Annotated in this window: 14 protein-coding genes; 13 read left to right on the top strand and 1 reads right to left on the bottom strand. The window is 38.8% G+C overall.

Features of this window, described 5'->3' with window-relative positions; translation table 11 throughout:
- From H7U17_RS01510 to H7U17_RS01460, 11 genes are all read left to right on the top strand, one after another.
- Window positions 1–1,086, top strand: a complete 1,086-nt coding sequence (locus H7U17_RS01510; RefSeq protein ID WP_186754068.1) for a trypsin-like peptidase domain-containing protein — start codon at window positions 1–3, stop codon at window positions 1,084–1,086.
- Complete coding sequence (locus H7U17_RS01505) at window positions 1,076–2,131, top strand: hypothetical protein (protein ID WP_186754066.1); 1,056 nt, start codon at window positions 1,076–1,078, stop codon at window positions 2,129–2,131. Before H7U17_RS01510 ends, H7U17_RS01505 begins: the two co-directional genes overlap by 11 nt.
- A gap of 214 nt (window positions 2,132–2,345) precedes the next feature.
- On the top strand, window positions 2,346–3,659 hold the full coding sequence (locus H7U17_RS01500) for a hypothetical protein (protein ID WP_186754064.1): 1,314 nt from the start codon (window positions 2,346–2,348) through the stop codon (window positions 3,657–3,659).
- Between the two features lie 11 nt (window positions 3,660–3,670).
- Window positions 3,671–4,855, top strand: coding sequence for a hypothetical protein (locus H7U17_RS01495; protein WP_186754062.1), 1,185 nt, complete (start codon window positions 3,671–3,673; stop codon window positions 4,853–4,855).
- A 10-nt stretch (window positions 4,856–4,865) separates the two neighbouring features.
- Complete coding sequence (locus H7U17_RS01490) at window positions 4,866–5,207, top strand: hypothetical protein (RefSeq protein WP_186754061.1); 342 nt, start codon at window positions 4,866–4,868, stop codon at window positions 5,205–5,207.
- A gap of 10 nt (window positions 5,208–5,217) precedes the next feature.
- On the top strand, window positions 5,218–6,549 hold the full coding sequence (locus H7U17_RS01485; RefSeq protein WP_186754059.1) for a hypothetical protein: 1,332 nt from the start codon (window positions 5,218–5,220) through the stop codon (window positions 6,547–6,549).
- A gap of 161 nt (window positions 6,550–6,710) precedes the next feature.
- Window positions 6,711–8,582 (top strand): PA3715 family protein, encoded by a 1,872-nt coding sequence (locus H7U17_RS01480; protein WP_186754057.1) that lies wholly within the window; start codon window positions 6,711–6,713, stop codon window positions 8,580–8,582.
- On the top strand, window positions 8,579–9,304 hold the full coding sequence (locus H7U17_RS01475; protein WP_186754055.1) for a hypothetical protein: 726 nt from the start codon (window positions 8,579–8,581) through the stop codon (window positions 9,302–9,304). The genes H7U17_RS01480 and H7U17_RS01475 overlap by 4 nt, the downstream gene beginning before the upstream one ends.
- A gap of 19 nt (window positions 9,305–9,323) precedes the next feature.
- Window positions 9,324–9,890 (top strand): LemA family protein, encoded by a 567-nt coding sequence (locus tag H7U17_RS01470; RefSeq protein ID WP_186754053.1) that lies wholly within the window; start codon window positions 9,324–9,326, stop codon window positions 9,888–9,890.
- 3 nt (window positions 9,891–9,893) lie between these two features.
- A complete protein-coding gene (locus tag H7U17_RS01465; protein WP_186754051.1) occupies window positions 9,894–10,700 on the top strand; it encodes a DUF1266 domain-containing protein in 807 nt (268 codons plus the stop codon).
- Window positions 10,660–11,778, top strand: coding sequence for a DUF3137 domain-containing protein (locus tag H7U17_RS01460; protein ID WP_186754049.1), 1,119 nt, complete (start codon window positions 10,660–10,662; stop codon window positions 11,776–11,778). The genes H7U17_RS01465 and H7U17_RS01460 overlap by 41 nt, the downstream gene beginning before the upstream one ends.
- Window positions 11,779–12,198: 420 nt before the next feature.
- On the opposite strand, the gene H7U17_RS01455 is transcribed toward H7U17_RS01460, so the two are convergent.
- The gene (locus H7U17_RS01455) at window positions 12,199–12,345 is read right to left on the bottom strand and encodes a hypothetical protein (protein WP_186754047.1); all 147 of its coding nucleotides are present in this window, start codon (window positions 12,343–12,345) and stop codon (window positions 12,199–12,201) included.
- 317 nt (window positions 12,346–12,662) lie between these two features.
- Here H7U17_RS01455 and H7U17_RS01450 point away from each other — a divergent pair, with 317 nt between their 5' ends.
- Window positions 12,663–14,474, top strand: a complete 1,812-nt coding sequence (locus H7U17_RS01450; protein WP_186754045.1) for an MSCRAMM family protein — start codon at window positions 12,663–12,665, stop codon at window positions 14,472–14,474.
- Window positions 14,475–14,504: 30 nt separating this feature from the next.
- A complete protein-coding gene (locus H7U17_RS01445; RefSeq protein ID WP_230981224.1) occupies window positions 14,505–15,935 on the top strand; it encodes a glycoside hydrolase family 76 protein in 1,431 nt (476 codons plus the stop codon).
- Window positions 15,936–15,992: the final 57 nt, after the last annotated feature.

Below are 15,992 nucleotides of genomic sequence, written 5' to 3'. Positions count from 1 at the left end.
ATGAGTACCTTACAAAATTTAGAAAATTCAGTTTATAAAATAAATACAGCATTTGGCTATGGCACAGGGTTTTACAGCTCTCAAAACCAAGTAATTATCACCAATTTTCACGTTATTTCGGGATGTCAATCCGTAAGCATAGAAGATGGTGAGAAAAACAGGTTTTTGGCAAAAGTGATCTATGCAAATCCTGGCAAGGACATCGCTTTTTTAAAAGCTGAACAGCTCCCTATTCCTATGCAGTCTGTCACTACAAACCATGACACCAAGGTTTCGACAAGAGACAAATTACTGGTAATAGGATTCCCATACGGAATGCCTTTCACAGTCACTGAGGGGACAGTTTCCAACCCCCAACAAGTCATAGGTGGTAATGATTACATTCAAACCGATGCTGCTATTAATCCTGGGAATAGCGGAGGGCCTGTCATCAATGAAAAAGGTGAATTGCTTGGTATCGTAACTTCTAAGTTTTCTGACGCTGACAACATGGGCTTTGCCATCCCGATAGAAAGAGTCCGCGAAGAACTCGAAATCATTGATCAGCTTTCCGAGGATCTAACCATAGGCTGTCCCAGCTGTAATTCCTTGATTTTTGAAAAGGTATCTTATTGTCACAACTGTGGAAATGATATCGAAGAAAATTTGTTTGAGCAAAGTCCTATCTCAGATTTCAGCAAGAAAGTGGAAAAGGCCATCCAAAATTTGAAGATTGATCCGGTTTTGGCTCGGACGGGAAGTGAATATTGGAAATTCCATCTGGGAAGTGCCGAGATTAGGATGTTTGTCTATGACAACAATTACCTATTTGCTACTTCTCCATTAAATGAACTCCCAAGGAAAAATCTAGCAGAGATTTACGAGTACATCATGCGTACAGATACGGGTGAACACCGTTTGTCCATCTCTGACAATCAGATTTTTCTTTCTTACCGGGTTCATATAAGTGATTTGTATTCCAGTTACGAGGATCAGGTAATAAAAAACCTGGCCCAATTGGCTCAAAAAGCCGATGAATTGGACAATAGGTTCATTTGTGATTTTGGAGCGAATATGACAAAATTCAGCAAACACCATGAGGCTTAAGTTCCCTCACATATTACTCATTTCATTGATTTTATCAAGCTCTTGCCATGCTGTCAAACCGACAGTTGAAGAAGCAAAGGTTTTTAAGAGCCTCAATCAAATCTCTTATCCTTTTGCTGAAATCAAAAATGGAAATGGAACTAACACCATTTCCGATTTTTTGGAAGAGGAGGAAATTTCCACCCTAGAGAATTGGAAAAAATTGGCAGGTAATCCAGAAAGATTGCTTCAATTAGAATGTCTGGATTGCTCAGATCAATTCAGCGAGTTCTATCCGGTCTACAGGGTTAAAAAAGGAAAATTCATCCACTTTGGTCTGAAAAGCAGCCTTGGTATTCAACACTTGGTTTTTAGAAAAAACGGAGCATTTACGAATCAATTTTTTATGTTCGAAGGCTATTCTCAAGAGGAAATAAACAAGGAAATCCAAAAACAGAATCTAGGAGAATATGAAGTCATCGAGGGAGTTTATCCAATGGAGATTGGCAAAAAGAAAGTTTACCTAGAGCTAGTCGAGTACAACAGTTTTACAGGCATAGAGAATTGGTACACCACTCCCTTTCCCAGCAAATTAGTATTTGAAATTGATCTTCAGGAAAAAAGAACCGATTTACCCTTCATGTTTAGGAGTGGTCTATATAGTTTTCAAGTTGAAGACAATACAGGTGAATTCAAGATCATCAACTTTTTTGAGCCAATTTTCATTGCGAATGCAGTAGATTCTAATGAAAATCAGTACTTTGAATCTTACTCTGGTGGATATTATGCAAATGCTACATTTTTCCTGATTTCTCTAGAGAAGGACAGTGAAATAGAAATAGACATTGAGTCGAATGATCCAAATCAAAAATTTCAGTTTTCAATTTTTAAAAATGATTCTTTTCGCACTTTGGAAGAATATTTAAACATGAGTATGGTTCAATTTGATTCTTTCCTAGAACCAATGGAAAAGGGCGAATATTTGATCCGGGTGATTCATGATAATTCTGATTTTGAAGAGGCTCCCTTATACAACATCCATATAAACAAAACCTTTATAGATTAATAGGATATCCAATGCTGTTTGAAAAATATAAAATACAAATCTTGTGTTTATGCTGATTATAGTCATACTAATTACGCTGGTAATTCTTCTGCTTATACTTGGCATAAATTTGTTCAAGTGGACCTTAAAAAGTAAAAAACGCATTCAGGTATTTCTTGTCTTAGTGTCGATTGGTGGATTAGGAATAGGCATTCATCACTTCTTTTTTAAAAACATGCGATTTATCCAGTCAGAGGTTTATTCAAATCTGTATTTGGTGAAATACCCTGATAAGGACTTTTCAATAGTAGAAGAAGCTATCAAAGAAAAAATAAGGGAACACCTAAAGACCGCCCATAAAACAGGGAAACCACTTTCGTATAGCGGAGAAAGCGCCATCTACTTTTATGAATTAGGCGGTATGAGCATTGGTTTTCTAGGTGATGCAGGCACCGGTTACTTTATAGACCACGAAGAGGATTTGGGAGGATTTGTAAGTGAAGAACTGGGCATGTATATCAATTATAGGTTGGCAGAGTTTTACTATGAACCATGTCCTCCTGACACCTCTCTGTATTGTGGTGAAATCAACTTTTTCAGAGAAGGTGAACATTTCAAAGTGGAAGGTCTTACAAACCTTGTTTCCCTTGACAAGGAAACCAATAACCATTCACAACAAAAGCCAAATCAAGATACCGCTTTACCTCTCCATGGATTATTAGATAAAGAAGCATTAGCTAAGTATTATCCAATCCTTTCAAATGAGTGTAATTCAATGGGAAATTTCTATGGGCAAAGAATAGCCTTAACCAATGACCAAGAGGACATTTTAAGTCTTGTGAACCGCACCGATTCCTTTACAGAATATTATCTCTATAGCCACAATAAGGACTTCAAGGCAATTGACTCCTTTTATTTGGGGAAAGCCATGGATTTTGACAACGGCAAAAGCGTGACCATAGATTATGAGATCATCAAAGATAAATCAATTGTTTTTACCAAAGTGATCTGGGGATCAGTCTATCAAAACAACGAAGAGGTCATTGATACGCTGACCCAGGAAACAATCACAATTCAAGTTAACCCAAAAGGCGAGCTTGAATATTCTATTTCAAAGACCCCCAAATTTTCCAGTTTGGAGGTTTATGTCAGGAACGCTAAGACCGACGGAATCAAACTGAGAGACAAGCCTAATGGCAATGTTATTCAAACTCTCAATACAAAAGGTAATGGCTATATCTTCAGTATAGTTAGTGGAGAAAATGGTTGGTTTAGGGTTTTAAAGATTGAGTCTATAAATGAGGGTGAATTGACAAAACCACAAGGTATTACATGGGTACACCACTCCGAAATAGGAATTCGAGCAAATCGTGAGAAATCAGTCTTTGACATACCTAAAACTGGAAAACAGATTGGCATTGTACCAATGGACGCGGATTTAAATATTATCGATTTAGAGCAAAATTGGGTTAAAATCGAATACCAAGGTTTAACAGGATGGGTTGATGCTACATCACTCTGTGGAAACCCAGTCAGCACCTGTCCTTAGACCATAGACTTATGAAGAAATTTAAAAACATAAGATACTGGTCAGTGATTGCCTGCTTATTGATTACACTAAGCTGTAAGGAGGATAATGTCAACGAAAATGGAGTCATTGAATCATCCTGGAATGGATCTGAAACGAAGAATCAGAAGAATTCCAAAAATCAAACTATATCCGACCAGCCCTCCCCCCCTTCTTCAGTCCAGACTATTGAAATTGAACAACTCAAAGAGGCCTATAAAGACAAAAATGACCAACTGTTTTTAAAACAGTTTCCTGCTGACTTTCAACAATTCATGGATTACTTTGGCTGGAACAATAAAAGTAATCAACCCAACGAACTATACGAGGAAAGTTACGCTTACATAGATTACTTCTTTCATTTACTGTCTCAAGAGAAGTTCAGAGAATTTGAATCGAAGTTAATTGGTATAGCAGATAATGGGGTCTGGCAAGAAGATGGGGTCAATTTCTTTCAGGATTTGACATTGAAATACATCAAGGTAGGGGAAAGATATGAGCTAATTGACGATCTAAGGTCCAACAAGGCAAAGTCGGTCCTTTTTTTCCTATTTGATGGCCCACATCCAAAGGTCGATTCCGATTTTGCCTCCCACCTCAGTCCTGCAAAAAAAGAAATACTTGAAACGCTATTCGAATCGGGATTTTATGATGACAATGAAAATCCAGACCCTATAGATCAGGAAGTACCAATGGCCTATGACATTTCTGATTTTGAAAATGCTGAACATTATTTCATAAGGGATATCGACATAAACAAGGACGAAATACTGGATAAAATAGTGAGCGCGGATCCTTATCAAGGTGATGAACTTTTTCTCTTTATAAAAAAAGGAGATGAGTACCTGTTCGCTCTCAAAACCATCAATTTTTCGGAGGATGGTGGAAACCAAATTATGGATGTGCAGCCAGAGGAAGACGGTTTTGTAATAAAAACAGTATTTCCTGATGGCGGAATATTAGAGGCCGATCACCACATAATATTTAAAGACCAGGATTGGATCTTGACCCATACAGTTTACAGGACCCAAAGCAGCAAGCAACAAGATGCTTTTATCTATGTATGTGACGTAAAGCAAGGACTAAGCCTAAAGGACAGGCATTTGGTTGAACAGCTACAATGGATGCCAAAGGAAGCTCAAAGGGAAATGCTCTGCACGAAGGAAAAAATAAATTAAGGCAAAAACGATGCGTTTCTTAAAACTCATATTGACCTACTTCATTTGGACGATGCTATGCCTGCTTTTGGGCATGGGTTATATGAGGCTCGTTTTGGGACCCAACGATGTCGCCGAAAATGGCATGTGGTATCTTTTGCATTTGTTTTTTGAAATCGGACTGTTGCATGTTGGGTTTTGGATCGGCTTGATCATAGCCTCCTGTTTTATCCTTCTGGATGTATTTTATCTCCGAAAGAAACTGAAAAACAAACCCAATAAAAAAACTATACAGATGGCTGTATTATTGGTAATTACCGTAGTGATAGCCATTGCTCATTATATCCTAGAAAAAGTAATAGATGTCATCTAACGAAAGAATAATGAAATACCTGATTATCCTATTTTTAATTTTTACCTCTGCCTGCCAACAAAGTGGGCAAAAAAAGGCCGCACCTGAAGCTAAAGCTATTGAAAGAGAATTGGTAAAAGAAAAGCCAGACACTTTAATAAACCAACAAGCACAAAATCTACTTGACAGCACAACCCTCCAGCATGACACCAGACTTTATAACGAAATCCAGTCGGACACCATTGAATTTATAGACTACAACGATGACTTTGATTACTGGTATCTAATTGGAAGAAAAAAAGGCAAAAATCTTTCTTTCGTCTACAACTGGGAATGGACTGAGAATGAAGAGTACAATTTCAGACCGGGAGATTTGATTGTCATTCAATGGAAAAAGGACAGCATCCACATGGCCGGGGACGAGGAAGTTGTGAAAGTAGTGGAAAGGGTGCTGAAAGCAAAAAAGATAGGTTCGGGAAACTTACCCATTCAATTTTTAACCCGTGAGGACCGCTATGATGAATCAGTCAAGGCCATAGTAAGCACCATAGTCATCAACCAATCCTACCTTCATAACATCAGTCCTGTCGAAAGAGCAGCGTTGGGCTATATCGCTTTTGATATCGGGAACGAATGTGAATGGGGGTATAATTCAGATGGAACAAAAGTCCTCTATTGCCAAATAGTAACTGCTCTTGATTTGGATTATCAGTGTTCGGATACCCAATTGAACTTTCTAAGAAAGTGGTTTTCAAAGGACAGCATTGCAATTGATAAGCTAAAAAGCTGCCCAAGTATTCCTAATTCGGCAACCTTCCAAAGCACTTTTGAAGAGATTCTAATTGAAAAGGATGAATCCAATAAAACAATTACTGTCCAATCAAAAATTACCGGAATCAACATCCGGGAATCAAAATCCTGGGAATGGACACAGACTGACCGGTTTGAATACAGCGAGGATTTCATCGTATTAGTCGATTCCCAAAAATCGGATTTGACCGAAGTTGAATTAGACATCAACCCTGACAAAGACGTTGATTCGGAAATTCAAGGAATCACGCTGGCTTTAAAGGATTTCCTGATAAAAGAATGGGGTTCTGTAAATAAGGCAATGCCCCAAAATATCTCTTATGAAAATAATATTCTGGTTTTAAAAAGTAATAATGGCTTTCAATTAAGCAGTTATGATTTTAATGATTTGACACTTGATAAAGATCCTAATTCAGGGGTAATAAACATTACCGTCATGAATGTAGGAGGAGGTGGTGGTGGGAATGTGGTGGTAGAGGAAAATTACATTGCCACTATGCTACAAAAAACGAAATATCACATCATAAAGGGTAAAACTAAATTAATAAAATAAATGACAAAAATTCCCCATTTGCACCCACCCTACTCTAGGGTTGTACCTAACATGGGACATACTGGCTAATATTTCCAAAAAAACACAAGTCGAGTCATGCTAAAACCAAACTCAATTTATCAGACACCAAATACAACTTCTCCTAAAAATAAGCTCACCGAATGAAATCCTTTCGCCTTGTTTTTTTTCTATTAATCTTTTCCTGCGGTCCCAGCACCCAAAAAGACAAAAACACTTCCGGAGCCATTGAGATAATTAATGGAGCTAAAGAGCCTTTGTCCACAGGTGTTGAAAAAAGCTTTCTTGAAACGCTTAATTCTTCAAAAACCAAAACATTACCTCAAATAGAAAACACCAGTTTTGACAGTTTCATCGATGAGAATGACTTTGCCCAAATAGATTTCAAGGCCTTGAAATTAGACAAATTGTATCCTGATCTCAATTTTGAAGATCAAAATGCAAGGGCTATCGACATCTACACAATCCCTATTCGGAATGACTATCATTCCGTCGTTGTAACGCTATTAAAAAGTGAACATGAAATGGAAAGCATTCTCATCAACTACAATACTGAGGGGGAAATCATTGATCATGAATTGGTATCCTATGATGAAATTGCTGAAGGTATGTCACAGGTAGTCTCGCGGATCAGTGAAAACAGGCTTACCCTACACCGAATATTTTATGGCAACAGCAAAGAAGTCGAGCAAATAGAGTTCGAAATCCGATGGGATGGTACAATTGAAAAAGTAGCTTCACAAAGCTTAAACAAAACCTTTAAAGATTTTACACTGATCGATGCCGCTATAGTGAGCCTTGGATTGGATTGGGTGCAGACAAAAACCAGCATGATCAAGACAAGGGTCTATCCAGAAAATCCGGATGAAACATTCCTGGTCATCCCTGAAATTGTCGATGAAGGGGAACAGTATTTTGAATTGAACAGTCACGTCATCATAACCGACAACCGCGAAGGAAAAATCACACATCGATATTTTGAAAGTAATCAAACCAACCAATGGATCTCCGACGCAATTGAACTGCGAGAAATAAATATCGACACATCACAGTTTCAACTTTCTGAGGAAATGAAAGCTTATGGAATAAAGGTCAATTTTTTAGGAATGTCCCGAGTAAATCCCTATTCCAATCAAACCTGGTCCCTGTTCATCAAATCAGGTGATACACTTGAAAAAATCCTTTCCAATTACGCCATCAAAGATTTTAGTGGAGAATGGGATGGAAATTGTGCCGGTGAATTTGTCAACGAGGAAAAAATAGTATTTCCAGGCACCCATAAGACTAAGGGCTACTTTGACCTTTGGGTCAACAATAAAATCGCAGAAACGAAAGAATATGAAAATGAGGAGGAGGACTGCCAAACGGAAAATTCCTATCAGATCAAAAATTCAATTTTAAAGTTTGATGGAACAGAGTACAGTGAAGTGGAAGAGGGATTTGAGACCAAATCCTATTCAAAAATCCATCCCCGGAAACTGGAAAACTTCCAATTGGACAAATTCGAGGTTGACCAGGCCTATGAATTAAATGGACAAAAAATTATTACCGGCAATTACATTCCCGAAAAGGGAAAGCATGATACATCAAGCGATGAATCCCAATCCGATTGGGGTGATCGATTGCTGATACTGGATTCAGCAAATAATGTGGTTTTTCAATCACATGGCCATGGCGACTACTATCTCTTTGAACCCCATTTTTATAAAACCGAGGTTTCAAATAAAATCATAATTATTTGCCAGAAAGCTTTTGAATATCCTTTTGGTGGAGAGGTATTTATTCTTGAAAAAGAGCGTATAAAACACATAGGAACCCTGGATATCGAAGGGACTGAAGAAGGGCAGTATCTAACCGAGAAAGTAGATATTCAAGAGATAGGAAACAGCCTTGTTTTCGCGATAAAATCTAATCAATTGGTTTTGAAACCTGGTGAAGAATTCAGCACCCAGGTCACCAATGCCATCTACGTTTATCAAGGAAATCAATTGATTCTAAAGACAAATACTCCATGACTAATCTAAAGACACTCATTTTAGGGATGTTTCTCCTAGCCCATGGGCTTTATGCCCAAAGCAATTCCGACTATCCTGAATTGCCTGCCAAAGGAAGGAATATAGAAGAAATCATCCCATTGGGTTGGCAACTATTGTCCCAAGCTAGAGGAGATCTAAACGGAGATGGAATCGAAGATGTAGCATTTGCAATTCAAAGCTCTATTCAGGAGACTGTTGAGTACCATGACGGTTATGAAAGCGATACCCTTCAAACGAACCCCAGAATACTAGGAATATACTTTGGAAAAGGAAATGGGAAAATTAAAAAAGTACTGCAATCCAATACGTTTATCATTAACCGAACCACCCCCACAATGGATGAACCTTTCAAAGGGGGTCAGATACTCCCAAATGGTGAACTTCAGATAAACTTTTACATATGGCAATGCCGGGAATGTACGTCATGGTCCTCTCATGAATATCGGTTTAAATACCAAAACCACGCATTCGAATTGATCAAATATGAGGAAAGTATTACTCAAAGAATATCCGGGGATGAAACGTCCTATCAGTTCGATTTTCAAAAGGGTACTGTGACCATCATCAGCACAGAAAGCGACGAGGAAACCAACGAACAAACATCTGACAAGCAAATCAAAAAGTTCGAATTATTGCAATTACAATCCATAAAATCATTGAAAAAGCCCTTTCAATGGTTATTTCAGAATCTACACATTTGACCATTAAATTAATTAAGATATGAACACAAGTTTATTAGTCTTTTTAGCGGTTTCGGCCTTGACAGCCATTTTCGCCATCATTATCAATAACAAAATCATCGGCAAAAAGAATCAAGTAGCCCAAGCCTATGGAAGTATTGAGATCTATCTAAAAAAGAGATTTGATCTTCTTCCGAATCTGGCAGCAATGGTCAAAAAATACATGGAACATGAGAAAGAGATTCTTTTGAAAGTGACCGAACTCAGATCCCAAGTAGGAAGAGCGAATGACCAAAAAGAGAAAATTCAGGTCTCAAATGAATTGACAAAAATTCTTAGCGGCCTAAACATTACAGTAGAAAACTACCCAGAACTCAAGGCAGACAAGCAATTCCTTCATCTTCAATATGAAGTTAGCGAAATGGAAGATCAAATCTCTGCAGCTAGACGAGCCTATAATGCCTCAGTAGTACAATACAATAATCAAATCCAGATGTTTCCTTCCAACATAATCGCAGGCATCCGAAAAGATGAAAAAGAACTGCTTTTGGAGATCCCAAAATCAGATCAAAAAGAAGTAAACCTCAATCAACTTTTAAATTCATAAACTATGCAAATGTTCGAAAACCTGCCTTGGTACGGATATGTTATCCTCGCCTTAGCCATCGCTTCTTATGCTTACAAATATTTTAATATTGGCAAAAAGGAATACGATAAACCTGATTTTGAAAAAGCAAAATTCAAAAAATCTTCAGAAAGCAACCTTGGTTTGGACAAGCTTTTCTCCCTAGCCCTTTATACTCCGATTTCTGAATGGTGGGGAGCAAATACCAATACTTTGACTTTTATGGACTCCAAAACTATTCAACCTTATTTGGAAGGCTGGAGTATTGATACCCCAACCGGATACTGGAATTTGACGGAGTATTTCATGAAAGATGGAAGACGCTGGTATTTTGACTACATCTCTAAAATGATTGCGACAGAACCAAAAGAAAAATGGGATGATTTGATGGGGCAAAAATTCGGAAATAACGATCGGGCCCAGAAATATCTTAAGGTATTAAGCTCCGGTGAAATCCTACAGGATCTAAAGCAAAAAGGCATTTTTACTTTCGATTCTGATATGGAGCTAGGATTGGCAGGATATGATGCAGCTATGTTGGTGGGCCAGGCCCGAATAGCCTTCACAGGAAATATCATCTCTGAGGAAGAGGCATGGAAGGTCATTGATTTTGCCACCAAATTGGCATTGGACAATTTTAGTTCTTGGGAGGATTTCGGAAAGAGCTTTGTAATGGGATTTGCACTGGATATGAAAGGAAGTTATGACACTTATTATCAGGAGGTATGTCACATCTACATGCAAGTTTTGAATGATAAAACCAGTCCATGGAACACCATTAATTGGCCTTAATAAAATGGATCAGCACCTACTCCTGGAAACATTTAGCGAAGTCCAAGAATCCTTGGCAGATATACAGTTAAAGCGAAAGAGGACACATTTGTTTCAGAAAATCACTTGGGGAATCACAGGGATTTATCTGTTAGGAATGCTATTCATTCTGTCTTCACCTTATTTGCTGAGTACAGATATACCATTTGGAGACATACTAGCCAAAGGTCAGCCTTCGGCCAATAATCCATATGCACAGGTCTTGCCATTAGCTGGATTGATCGTATTGATCTATTTCTCGACCCTCTTTTTCTTCAGGGCATTCCAGCAATTCAAAACCCAGGAAATGAAAACCATGGCCGGCATGGTTCAGAAACTATTCCCGGATTTAGAATTTACACAAGGAGCAAGTGCCCCTAAAAAGGAAATTCAGGAAAGTAAACTTTTTGCTTGGCTCAAAAGCGAAGATCCGGTGTATAATTTCGGTCAAATGCGAAGAAGATCAAGGGAGGTGGAATTCAATCTTGCCGACATTGGAATCATTGAAAACAATCTTTCCAACAAAGCAATTGGAACCTTGATGCGCATTCCAGTCCTGAATTTGGCTGTGGTAATGTATCAATATGTGATCAAAAACCTGTTTTCAAACAAGCCTCAAGAAAACATACCCTACTCATTTCGGGGGATGTTCTGTTGGCTAAAATTTCAAAAAAAACTCAATGGACATACGGTGGTATTTTCAAGAAATCAAGGTATCAAATTAGATCGTTGGTCCAGTTTCAATTTCCGAGAGGAACAGGAAATCTATTTGGAAGATCCCAGATTCACCGACAATTTTATTGTTTTTGGCACAGACCAGGTGGAAGCTCGATATGTTTTATCTACTTCACTTATGGAGAGAATCCTGGAGTTAAAAGAGAAATTTGACCGTCCTATTTTCCTTTCTTTCCAAGACAAGCAACTGTATCTGACAGTAAAAAATGAAAACGGGCTTTTTGCTTTTCAATCAAGAAACCTTGAAAACATCCAAGTGATTGAAGAATTGACGAAAGAGATAGAGACTGCTTTGGAAGTCAAAAATGACTTGAAACTGTACTAAAAGACAACGTTCATCTTAAACATTCATAAACCTGAACAACTTGCACAAAGTCTCCAAATCTTCCTCAAAATGGTTCGACTTCTGTACCACCAACTCCAGCTGACGGGATCATAAATAACTATTCTTGATATTAATTTCATCAGACATTTTCATAATTATTCCCAAATCCTCCACAAACTGATTTGAACAAATACCATTTGGTCAACGACAAAGTAACTTTTTAGCCTGATGGCTAAGATTGAAAATGATCCCAAATTTAATTTAATCCTTAAACCCAAAAAATGACACTTGGACCAAATTTCATATGAGATAAAATCGGACAAGATACTTCAAATTTTTAATCTCTATTTTTTTTAAATCTGTCTCCAAGCTAAGATAGTAACTCCAATGTTACTGTTCCCTAACTTTTCGGTTTGATACTTAATCGGCTCCTGAAGACTGAACAAAACTAAACCAACCACAACCAGCCTTAAGCGAAATTCTCTCTTTTGATTTTTGCTTAATATTCACCAAGAATTTGACAGGTATATTTTCAAGACCTCCCCCATCATACCAAAGCTCCAACATAGCTTATTTTGCTTGTCAAACAACCAACTCCCTAGCAATCTCCCTGATGAAATAAAAGCATTCAAGTTGAATTTTATGATCAGCAATTGGGATAGCTTACAAAGTAAAATCAAACCCTAAGAGAAAGACCAATCCCACTCATTTTTCCAAATATTGCCGTCAGATTAGCAAATTAACCCTGCCCATTAACCCAAATTTAACCGAAAAATTAACCGCTCCTCTTTTATATTTCACCCATAATGGGGTTGCTAAATCGATTATTTATTTCAAGCAACTCAATCTAGTTAATTAATTTATAACCCATAAATGCCTAACAAATGAGTAAAAAATTACGAGCGATCGTTTACATCGCCTTGGTGGGAGCATTTTTAGCTTCCGCAATCTCATGTATCAACGAAGATGATTCCATTTCAGATCCTCGAGGAAGCATTACTGGTACAGTTACAGATGGCGAAGGTCAACCCATTTCAGATGTAAATGTTTCCCTATCTGGAATAGGGGAAGAAGAAATTGCCATCACCACAGGAAGTGATGGAAAGTATATTTTTGAGGATGTCCCTTTAAAGACGCATGCTGTAAAGTTTTCCAAAGCTGGTTGGCTAGCTGTTAGCTTGACCGTAAACCCTGAAAAATTCAACAGTGAGAAAATCGCTACAGCAAATATTTCCTTAGTGTTTGCTTCCGCCAAAATTACCGGAACGATCAAAGACGGAAAAAATGGAAATGCACCACTTGAAGATGTAAATGTATCGGTAGGAGTTGCCGGTACAACAAACTCTGGAAGCGATGGGATTTTCACCCTGGAAAATCTGATCGTGGATGAGTACACCGTTACATTCAGCAAAGCTAATTACGAACCCATTACCAAAACAGTGACTGAAGCGGATTTTGTTGATGGTATCGCCACCTTGGAGATTACCATGGGCAGTAGCGAAATTCTTCGTGGCTTGACATATTCTGATCTATTGACAGCTGACAAATGGTATTATAACGAATACCGTGGTGGGCGAAATGCAGACGTCTACCCAAGATGGGATTGGGCATGTAATTATATGTCTTCCCTAGATTTCCAAGGTGCATGGCAAGAGCAAAATGAAGGAACTACGCTTCAGATCAGAAACAATGAAGATGATAGAAGTAATCCTGCTGACTTGAATGTATTTGACTCCTATGTCTATGGAAGTAAAATCATTACTGAAGACAACAAAATCTTATCCTTGAGAGTCAGTACGCACAACGCAGATGAAGCCAACCCGGCCTATTTTGGCGTTCAGGTGGTAGATCTTTCCGAAACTCAGCCAACTGCTGTGAAAATTGGTGAAAACAGAACTTATGCCTCTGGAAGCTATGGTGATGTAGAGTTTGATCTAAGTGAATACGTAGGCAAAGAGGTCATTGTAGCTATTGGTATTTACAGGCAGTCTACAGGTGACTATTGGAAACAATTGGTGCTTCGGGCGATTCGATTTGCAGATCAAAAAGTAGAAAATTGGGATTGGCTACCTGGCACTGAGGTAATTGAAGGCTGGAAGTTAACTCAGGAAACCATTCGCTCTACCATGCCACACACCAAAACATATTTTACAGGAATAAGCCCTGTAAGCGGAAACCGTGATAACTATGTGGACGCCTATCGTGCTTGGAGAAATGTAGACCATATTGCAGCAAACTGGTTCTTCACTCCTCTTAAGAAAGATCCGGAAGTATTCCCATCTGAAGGCTACTTGATCAAAACTCGTAACACTTCAGATGTGGACACTAAGGTACCTGAAGCTTATCTATACTCAAAATTCTCAATTGATGCAGGCAGCAATCAATTGACACTCAGCACACGCAATTTCGGGGATAATTTCACCTACTTTAAACTTACTGCTATAGAAGACAACGGAACCGTAACCCACTTGGATCCACAATCTCATTCAGCTGATGAAGCCAGCGCTGCAGAAGATGGCTGCTGGAAATTTAAGCATGGTGATGGAGGGGCTGGAAACCCCGAAGGTTATGCCTCCTTTGCTTATGACCTATCCCAGTTTAATGGAAAAGATGTCACCCTCGCCTTGGGTGTGTACAATGTTGAAGCCAATTCAGGTGAAAACAAGTTGGTAATTCACAGCATTGATCTGAAATAATACAATAAACTTAACATGATACAATTTAGAATGATGATTACAATCCTGAGCCTTTTTCTGCTGCTTTCCACAGCATGCACCGAAAACTCGTCTGAAACCGACCCTAAAACCTCACCAGTCGAGATAAGTCTTTCAGAACAGAACCTTCTCAGAGCAATGGAGCTGACCGACAGTGCCGTTTCTGCCCATTTTACCGGGGCAGGAATGGCCATGGCCAGATATTATAACCCCTACACTGAAGCTCGATCCAATGAAACTGGCAGTGTATGGATGTACACAGCAGCCATAGAAGCTGTAAATGCTATCCTACACGGTTTGCAGGCCCAAAAAGAGCATGGTAATGCAAATCTTTACGATGAAAACTTTGACAAATACAAAGAACTTCTTGCCAGGCTATATGACAATCTGGACTATTACAAAGGCACCTTTGAATTGGTATCCTATACCCAAACCAAGGAATGGTCAGTCTATGGCGTGCACCGGAGCAATACCAAGGGAGCAGCCAAAGTAGAAGGCATCGAAAATGTATATGATGACCAAATGTGGCTCGTACGTGAATTGCTTGAATCCTACAAAATCACAGGAGAAACAGCCTATTTGAAAAAAGCAGAATACCTGACCGCTTATGTTTTGGATGGATGGGACAGTACCAGAAAACCAGATGGGACAGAGCGTGGCGGAATAACCTGGGGACCGGGATACGTAAGCAAACATTCCTGCAGTAATGGCCCTATGGTAAGCCCTTTGGTTTGGCTCCATGAAATCTATAAAGGTAAGGACGATGAAATCTCTTACCGCTATATCGATGCTGAAGATAAGCAGACCAGAAAATCCATGCAGATAAGTAAAAGCGAATATTATGCTGATTTTGCCAAAAAAATTTATGATTGGCAAAAAAATCAATTGCTTCGTTCTGACGGCGTTTATGACGATATGAGAGGAGGCTGTTCTCCCGGAAACCCTCAAACAGAAACCATAGACGGGACGGTTTACCGCAAAGGTATCAACTGCCAGGATCGTGTAGGCCCGGCTATTTCTTACAACTCTGGAACCATGTTATCAGGAGCCGCAGATTTGTACAGGGCCACCAATGAAGATGCTTACTTACAGGATGCCAAGAGCCTTTCAGATGACAGCTTTGAGTATTTTGCCAAACTCAACCAAACACATGACGGATATTATTCTTATGATATCAGCGGTTTCAATAACTGGTTCAATGGGGTGCTGATGCGTGGATACGTAGATGTTCATCCAACCTATGGATCTGCTGCTGATTATATCGACACTTTTCAGAAGAATTTAGATTATGGATATGAAAACTTTTTGTACGAAGGTTTTCTTCCCACCAATCTTCTGGTAGGATGGAGTCTTACAGACAGTAACAACAGAACAGAAGGGATGTTCAATTTCGCATTTGCAGCAGAATACGCAGTACTATCACGATATGAGCTGGCGAAATGATCTATTTTTTTGGCTCCACTTATTCAGGGGATGCCAAATTTTTAAAGGCCAATAGTA

Origin of the sequence: Echinicola salinicaeni (assembly GCF_014280965.1) — a bacterium.
In the GTDB taxonomy this organism is placed as follows: domain Bacteria; phylum Bacteroidota; class Bacteroidia; order Cytophagales; family Cyclobacteriaceae; genus Echinicola; species Echinicola salinicaeni.
The sequence above is the reverse complement of the archived record's forward strand: the minus strand, read 5'-3'. Positions and strand labels throughout refer to the sequence as shown.